This is a genomic window from Tepidiforma sp. (assembly GCF_034433535.1).
Classification (GTDB): domain Bacteria; phylum Chloroflexota; class Dehalococcoidia; order Tepidiformales; family Tepidiformaceae; genus Tepidiforma.
Window position 1 is genome coordinate 1 of sequence record NZ_DAOUAO010000002.1, and the last position, 6,708, is coordinate 6,708.

Genomic DNA, 6,708 nt, shown 5'->3' on the forward strand with positions numbered 1-6,708 from the left:
GGCGAAGGGGGCAGCCGCGCGGCTCATCCCCGGGCCGCGGGAGGACGGGGTCGCTCTGCTGATCGAAGAGCTGCTGGGAATCCGGGCCTAGCCGCCGGGCTGAACCGGTTGCGCTGCATCGGCGGCGAGGCCGGGGAGGATGCGGCGGTACGGCAGGGTGCCGGCGGATGGCTCGAGCCGAACCGAGGCGGTGTTGTTGACGGTGTGCGCGTCGGCGGTGGCCGAGAAGGCGCCGGCGTGGAGCTGGAGCGGCCCGGCGAGGTCGGCGGCAGCGCGCAGGCTGACCGCGATGGTGCGGGATTCGCCTGCCGGGAGGGTCGGGCCGTAGCAGGTGACACTGGCGGGGTGATGGGGCGGGGTGATGCAGGTGTGGCCGGGCGCCTCGACGCTGACGAAGCTGAGCCCGGCAGGGATGCCGAAGGTGAAGCGCGGCGAGACGGCGGCATCGGGGCCGGCGTTCGTCATGGTGAGGCGGGCGGTGAGGGTGGTCCCCGGGCGGTAGGCGGTCGGTTCCACGGTGATGGCTGCGGCGAGGTCGGCTTCGAGGATGCGCAGGACGCGGAGGGCGATGTCGTTGCCGTCGCCGCCGCGGTAGGTAATCTGCACGGCGCGCCCGGCGAGGGCGAAGACAGCACCCTCGGGCAGGCCGGCGAAGGTACCGCTGACGCTGCCGGCTGCGACCTCGACGATGGTGAGCTGCTGCCCGGGGTCGGGCGGCGCGAAGGGCTGGAGCTCGAGCACCGTGCCGTTGATGGCGAGGGTGCCGGCGCGGAGGCGGGCCACCGAGGTGGGCAGAACGCCGTCGAGGGCGACGCGGAGGGAACCGCCGTGGAGGGTGGCGGGGCCGGTGACCGTGAGCGTCCCGGGCTGAACGGCCGACCCGGGGCTGATGCGTCCGCCCTGGAGCGAGAGCGAGGCGAGCGTGCCGGTGCCGGCCAGCTCGCCCTGGGGGCCGACCGCGGCAGCGGCTGGGGAGTTCGCATCCCACTGCAGGGTCCCTGCGCGAACGTCGAGGGTGCCGGCGAATGTCGCGGCTGCGACGGCGAGTCGCCCGCCGCCGGTGAGGGTGAGCCGGGAGGAGGCGGGACCGGAGAGGTCGCTGACCGACAGGAGTCCGAACGCGATGCGGACGGTTGCCTCGGCGACGATGGCGAGGGGGCCGATGGCGGCGATGCCGCCGCTCAGCTGGAGGGCGCCTGATTCGCCGGGGCCGCTGCCGGAGATGGTGATGGGTTCGGAGCCGAGGTCGATGCCTGGCGCGAGGCGGAGGGCGCCGCCGGGGAGGATGTTCGTGCCGGCGGCCGGGGCGCCGAGGGCGGCGGGGTCGAGGGGCCGAAGGGTGCCGCTGGAGACGGTGACCGGGCCGGTGAAGGTGCCGGGGGCTGCGAGGCGGAGTTCGCCGGCGGACTGGCTGATGCCTCCCGGGCCGCCGAGGGCGAGGGCGACCTCGGTGGTGCCGGCGGATTCGATGACGAGGTCGCCGGCGAGGTCGAGCGGGGCACCGCTGAAGGTGTAGCTGCCGCCGGTGACGCGGATCGCGGCGTACGGCCCGGGCGGGAGGTCGTTGACGGGGGCGAATTGGGCGGCGGAGGCCGGGAAGATGAGGGTGTCGCCGGGAGCGGGGATGCCGCTGTCCCAGTTGGCGGCGTCGGAGAAGTTTGCGGTCGGGCCGAGGCCGGTCCAGGTGCGGGTAGCGGCGGCGTGTGCCGGCGCAGCGGGCTGGAGCAGGCCGGCTGCGCCGCAGGCGAGCGCGAGGAGGGCGATGGCACGGGCGAGGGATCGCATGGGCACCTCCGCCGGTGGTGGGCTGACATGATAGCCAACGCCGGCGGAGGGCTGTCGGTTCCTTTACGGGGCAGTGCGGGGAGCGGCGGCCATCGGCGCAGGGGCAGGGGCGGCCGGCGCGGGTTCGCGGCGGGGCCGAACGAGGAAGGCTGCGGCGGTGGCGGCGGCGCAGACGACCAGGCCGACGAGGGAGATGATGAGGAAGCTTTCGACGACGGCGGTGGAGGTGATGGCGAACGCCGGACCTTCGCCCGCCGGGACGAAGTGGGTTGCGGCTTCGGTGAGGCGGTCGGCGGCGGCGGGGTCGGTGCCGTCGGCGAGGAGGCGCTCCGGCAGGCGCTGGCCGATGCCGTGGAGGTAGACGGAGCCGAAGAGGGCGACGCCGGCGGAGGTGCCGATGTTGCGGGCCATCGTGAGGGTACCGGAGGCGAGCCCGGACTTTTCGACCGGGAGGGCGCTGACCACAGCGTAGGAGGTGGCCGACATCACGAGGCCGATGCCGAGGCCGCGGAGGATGAAGGCTGGCAGGAGGGCATCGAGGTAGCGGCTTTCGACCGTAAAGGTGAGGAGGTAGGCGAAGGAGATGGCCACGGAGATGGAGCCGGCAATGATGAGCAGGCGGACACGGTGGCCGAGGCGCTGGCCGAGGATGCCGGAGACTGGCATGAGCACGGCAACGAGGCCCGTGGCGGGCAGGAAGGCGAGTCCGCCCTGGAGCGGGCTAAAGCCGAGGTAGTTCTGCATGAGGAGGCTGGTGAACGGCTGGGAGCCGAAGACTGCGGCGGAAAACATGAAGGCGGAGAGGCAGCCGGCGAGGAAGGTGCGGTTGCGGAAGAGGGTGACATCGATGAGCGGGGCGGTGCGCCGCCGCTCGATGGCGAAGAAGAGGGCGAGGACGGCGACGCCGCCGGCGAGCAGGCTGACGATGACGGGGGAGGTCCAGCCGAGGTCGTTGGCGCGGTTGAGGGCGAAGACCAGGAAGAAGAGTCCAGCGGTGAGCGCGGAGAGCCCGGGCCAATCGATCGAGCGGGGCGCCGAGGGGTCGGCGGAGTAGGGGATCCAGCGGAGGGCGGCGATGACGGCGACGAGGCCAAGGGGCAGATTGATGAGGAAGATCCAGCGCCACTGGTCGCCGATGACGAGGAGGCCGCCGAGGATGGGGCCCGCGATCAGGCCAAGGCCCGAAACGCCTCCCCAGATGCCGATGGCGAGGCCGCGGCGCTGTGGCGGGAAGGCGGCCGTCACGATGGAGAGGGTGAGGGGCATCATGATGGCGGCGCCGAAGCCCTGCAGCACCCGGAAGGCGATGAGCTGTTCGATGGTGGCCGCGAGGCCGCACAGGCCGGAGGCGAGGATGAAGAGGACGAGGCCGGCGAGGTAGAGGCGGTTGCGCCCGAAGATATCGCCGAGGCGGCCCATGGCGACCGGGAAGACACCGGTCACCAGCACGTAGGCGGAGACGGTCCACTCGGCGGCGGAGAGGGAGGCATCGAGGCTGCGGCCGATAGCCGGGAAGGCGACGTTGACGATGAAGGTATCGACCATGAGCATGCCCAGGCCGAAGCAGGCGGCGAAGAGGGTAAGCCACGGGTTGGGGATGCTGCGGGCGGGCATCGCTGCCTCCTGGGTTTCTTGATGCAACGGACTCTACATGGTTGACAGAGGAAATCAATAGCCCGGGACGCAAAAAGCCCGCGGCGCGGGGCCGCGGGCGCGGGGTGAGGTGCCGGGGCGGTGAACTACCAGCCGCGGGTCGCGAGCAGCTCCTTTTCGCCGAGGGAGGCCACGCTGATGCCGGGCATGGCCTTGCCGAGACCGCGGCTGACGCGTGCGATCACCTCGGGGTCCTGGTAGTGGGTGGTGGCTTGGACGATGGCCCGGGCGACGGCCGGCGGGTTCTCCGACTTGAAGATGCCGGAGCCAACGAAGACGCCGTCGGCGCCGAGACGCATCATGAGGGCGGCATCCGCGGGGGTTGCCACGCCGCCGGCGGCGAAGTTGACCACGGGCAGGCGGCCTTCGCGCTTGACCTGCTGGACGAGTTCGAGCGGTGCGCCGAGCTCCTTGGCGGCGGTGTAGATTTCGTCGTCGGAGAGGGTGGTGAGGCGGCGGATTTCGTCCTGGACGGCGCGCATGTGGCGCACGGCTTCGACGATATCGCCGGTGCCGGCTTCGCCCTTGGTGCGGATCATGGCGGCGCCTTCGCCGATGCGGCGGAGGGCTTCGCCGAGGTTGCGGGCCCCGCAGACGAAGGGGACCTTGAACTGGTGCTTATCGATGTGGTGGGCCTCATCGGCCGGGGTGAGGACCTCGGACTCGTCGATGTAGTCGATACCGAGGGCCTGGAGGACCTCCGCTTCGACGAAGTGGCCGATGCGGGCCTTGGCCATCACGGGGATGGTGACGGCGTCCATGATGCGGAGGATGATTTCCGGGTCGCTCATGCGGGCGACGCCGCCGTCGCGGCGGATATCGGCGGGGACGCGCTCGAGCGCCATGACCGCGCAGGCGCCGGCTTCCTCAGCGATTTTGGCCTGTTCGGGCGTAACGACGTCCATGATGACGCCGCCCTTGAGCATCTGGGCGAGGCCGACTTTGACAGCCCACGTGCCGGTCTGGGCCTGAGACATGGTGCAATCCTCCGGGCTGGATGTGGGTATGAGTGTAGGCCGTTGGCCGGGGACGCAATAGAGCCACGAGAGCGGGCGGTGTAAGCGCGGCGAGGTGGGGGCGGCTCAGGCCCCGGCGGGGTCGAGGTCAGTGGCCTCATCGCCGAGGCGGCGGGCGACGATGGTCGCGACGCCGAAGGCGATGCCGAAGGGGACGCCGAGGAGGGCGGCGGGGATGAAGGTGACGGTGATCGGCGGGCGCTCATCGAGCTGGTAGCCGACGGCACCGGCGGCGTGGAAGGTGCACTGGATGGTTCCGTCGGACCTGGCGGGGCGGACGATGGCGGTGGCGCCGGGGCGGATGAGCGCGCCGCCAAGGTAGTGCTCGACGGCATCGTTGTTGGTGATGCTGACGTAGCCGGTCCGGCCGGCGCGGATGACGGAGGGGACGCCGGGGACGGGCCGCCCGGCGGCGATGAGCTCGGCGGCGCCGGGCGGGATGATGATCTCGGCGGGCGCGTCCTTGCCGGACGGTTCGAGGAGCGACCACCAGAGGGCGCTGACGAGCCAGCCGACCAGGAAGCCGCCCAGCACCCAGAGGGCGAACTGGCGGGCGGCTGAGGAGCGCAGGCGGGTCATCTCATTTGGTCAGGTAGAGGGCCGGGTAGTAGAAGACCCAGACGACATCGACGAAGTGCCAGTACATGACGGTGCCGCTGACGGCCCAGTGGTTCTTGGCGCTGTAGCGGCCACGCAGGGCCTGAAGCCAGACGAGGAGGAGCATGAAGATGCCGGAGACGACGTGGGTCGCGTGGATGCCCGTCATGGTGAAGAAGACGGAGCCGAAGGACTGGCTGCGATGGAAGTGGGCGGTGGACCATTCGAAGACGACGCCGGCGGTGAAGACCAGGCCAAGCAGGATGGTGAAGAAGAGGTACCAGGAGGCGACCTTCTTGTTGTCGTGTTCGATGGCGGTTTCGGCGGTGTAGGCGGTCACGGAAGAGAGGAGGAGGACGATGGTGATGCCGAGGCCGAGAAGCTGGTCGAGCTCTTCGCGGTGGATGCCCTCGAGATAGAAGCGGGCGCTGAGGAGGAGCCCGAAGAGGATGGTTTCGGAGAAAAAGAAGAGCCAGAGCCCGACGCGATTGATGGCGAGGTGGTTGTGGACCGGGCGGGCTTCAGCGTGGGCGGCGAGTGCCATTAGTGAGCCTCCTCAGGGCGCCAGATGCGGTAGATGTGCATGAAGTAGTAGACGATGAGGCCGGCCTTCCCGAGTGCGGAGACGGTGATGCCAAGGAAGCGGACCAGGTCGTCTTCGACGTGGGTGGCGAAGAGGTATTCGGTGATGGTGAGGACGGCGAGGATGGCCGCGACGATGAGGCCGGTTTGCATCGGCTTGCGCATGGCTGCTGCTCCTTACTGGCCGCCGCCGCCCGCGGGCGCGCCGGCAAGGCCGGCCGACCGGGTCGGGAAGGTGGCGTGGATGGAACCGGGTACGCCGTAGTCGTAGGGGTGGCCCTTGACGACGGGCGGGGTGGGGAAGTTCTCGAGGGGCGGCGGGGAGCTGGTCTGCCATTCGAGGGTGCGGGCTTCCCAGGGGTTGGCCTCGGCGACCGGCCCGCGCACCCAGCTCATCACCATGTTGTAGATGAAGACGAGGAACGAAGCGCCGAGGAAGAACCCGGCGAGGGAGACCGTGAGGTTGAGGGGATCGAGTTCGGAGGGGAAGTCGGCGATGCGGCGGTTCATGCCCTTGATGCCGGGGAGGTGCATGAGGAAGAAGGTGGCATTGAAGCCGATGAACATCCACCAGAAGTGGAGCTTCGCGAGCCGTTCGTTGTACATGCGGCCGGTCATCTTGGGGAAGTAGTAGTAGATGGCGCCGAAGAGGGCGAAGATTTCGCCGCCGACGATGGTGTAGTGGAAGTGGGCGACGACGAAGTAGGTGTCCTGGAGGTGGATATCGGTGGGGACATCGGCGAGGAAGATGCCGGTCACGCCGCCGCAGGCGAAGTTGAAGATGACGGCGAGGGCGAAGAGCATCGGGGTTTTCAGCCAAAGGCGGCCGAGCCAGATGGTGCCGAGGGCGGAGAGGAAGATGAGGCCGGTGGGGATGGAGATGAGTTCGGTGGCGACGAGAAAGGGGCCGTGGAGGTAGTTGGGCATGCCGGAGGTGAACATGTGGTGCGCCCAGACGACGCCGCTGAGGCCGAGGATGCCGAGGAAGGCGGCGACGGCGTAGCGGTAGGCGAAGAGCGGCTTGCGGGAGAAGTGGGCGATCAGCTCCAGTGCGAGGCCGAAGCCGGGGAGGACC

At 69.9% G+C, this 6,708-nt stretch carries 7 protein-coding genes; all 7 read right to left on the bottom strand.

Features of this window, described 5'->3' with window-relative positions; translation table 11 throughout:
- Nucleotides 1-87: 87 nt before the first annotated feature.
- A complete protein-coding gene (locus VAE46_RS00150) occupies nt 88-1,785 on the bottom strand; it encodes a hypothetical protein (protein ID WP_322794870.1) in 1,698 nt (565 codons plus the stop codon).
- Nucleotides 1,786-1,848: 63 nt separating this feature from the next.
- Entirely contained in the window at nt 1,849-3,399 is a 1,551-nt protein-coding gene (locus VAE46_RS00155) for a DHA2 family efflux MFS transporter permease subunit (RefSeq protein ID WP_322794871.1), read from the bottom strand.
- A 125-nt stretch (nt 3,400-3,524) separates the two neighbouring features.
- The gene (gene pdxS, locus VAE46_RS00160) at nt 3,525-4,415 is read right to left on the bottom strand and encodes a pyridoxal 5'-phosphate synthase lyase subunit PdxS (RefSeq protein WP_322794872.1); all 891 of its coding nucleotides are present in this window, start codon (nt 4,413-4,415) and stop codon (nt 3,525-3,527) included.
- Between the two features lie 105 nt (nt 4,416-4,520).
- Nucleotides 4,521-5,033, bottom strand: coding sequence for a hypothetical protein (locus VAE46_RS00165; protein WP_322794873.1), 513 nt, complete (start codon nt 5,031-5,033; stop codon nt 4,521-4,523).
- Nucleotide 5,034: 1 nt separating this feature from the next.
- Nucleotides 5,035-5,595, bottom strand: coding sequence for a cytochrome c oxidase subunit 3 (locus VAE46_RS00170; RefSeq protein WP_322794874.1), 561 nt, complete (start codon nt 5,593-5,595; stop codon nt 5,035-5,037).
- Nucleotides 5,595-5,798: a cytochrome C oxidase subunit IV family protein gene (locus tag VAE46_RS00175; protein ID WP_322794875.1), complete on the bottom strand. Its 204-nt coding sequence runs from the start codon at nt 5,796-5,798 to the stop codon at nt 5,595-5,597. Before VAE46_RS00175 ends, VAE46_RS00170 begins: the two co-directional genes overlap by 1 nt.
- 12 nt (nt 5,799-5,810) lie before the next feature.
- The coding region (locus VAE46_RS00180; protein WP_322794876.1) for a cytochrome c oxidase subunit I at nt 5,811-6,708 on the bottom strand (898 nt) is incomplete at its 5' end.

Coding starts and splice junctions, on each gene's coding strand:
- VAE46_RS00150 (WP_322794870.1), bottom strand. CDS start 1,785: ATGCGATCCCTCGCCCGTGCCATCGCCCTCCTCGCGCTCGCCTGCGGC.
- VAE46_RS00155 (WP_322794871.1), bottom strand. CDS start 3,399: ATGCCCGCCCGCAGCATCCCCAACCCGTGGCTTACCCTCTTCGCCGCC.
- pdxS (WP_322794872.1), bottom strand. CDS start 4,415: ATGTCTCAGGCCCAGACCGGCACGTGGGCTGTCAAAGTCGGCCTCGCC.
- VAE46_RS00165 (WP_322794873.1), bottom strand. CDS start 5,033: ATGACCCGCCTGCGCTCCTCAGCCGCCCGCCAGTTCGCCCTCTGGGTG.
- VAE46_RS00170 (WP_322794874.1), bottom strand. CDS start 5,595: ATGGCACTCGCCGCCCACGCTGAAGCCCGCCCGGTCCACAACCACCTC.
- VAE46_RS00175 (WP_322794875.1), bottom strand. CDS start 5,798: ATGCGCAAGCCGATGCAAACCGGCCTCATCGTCGCGGCCATCCTCGCC.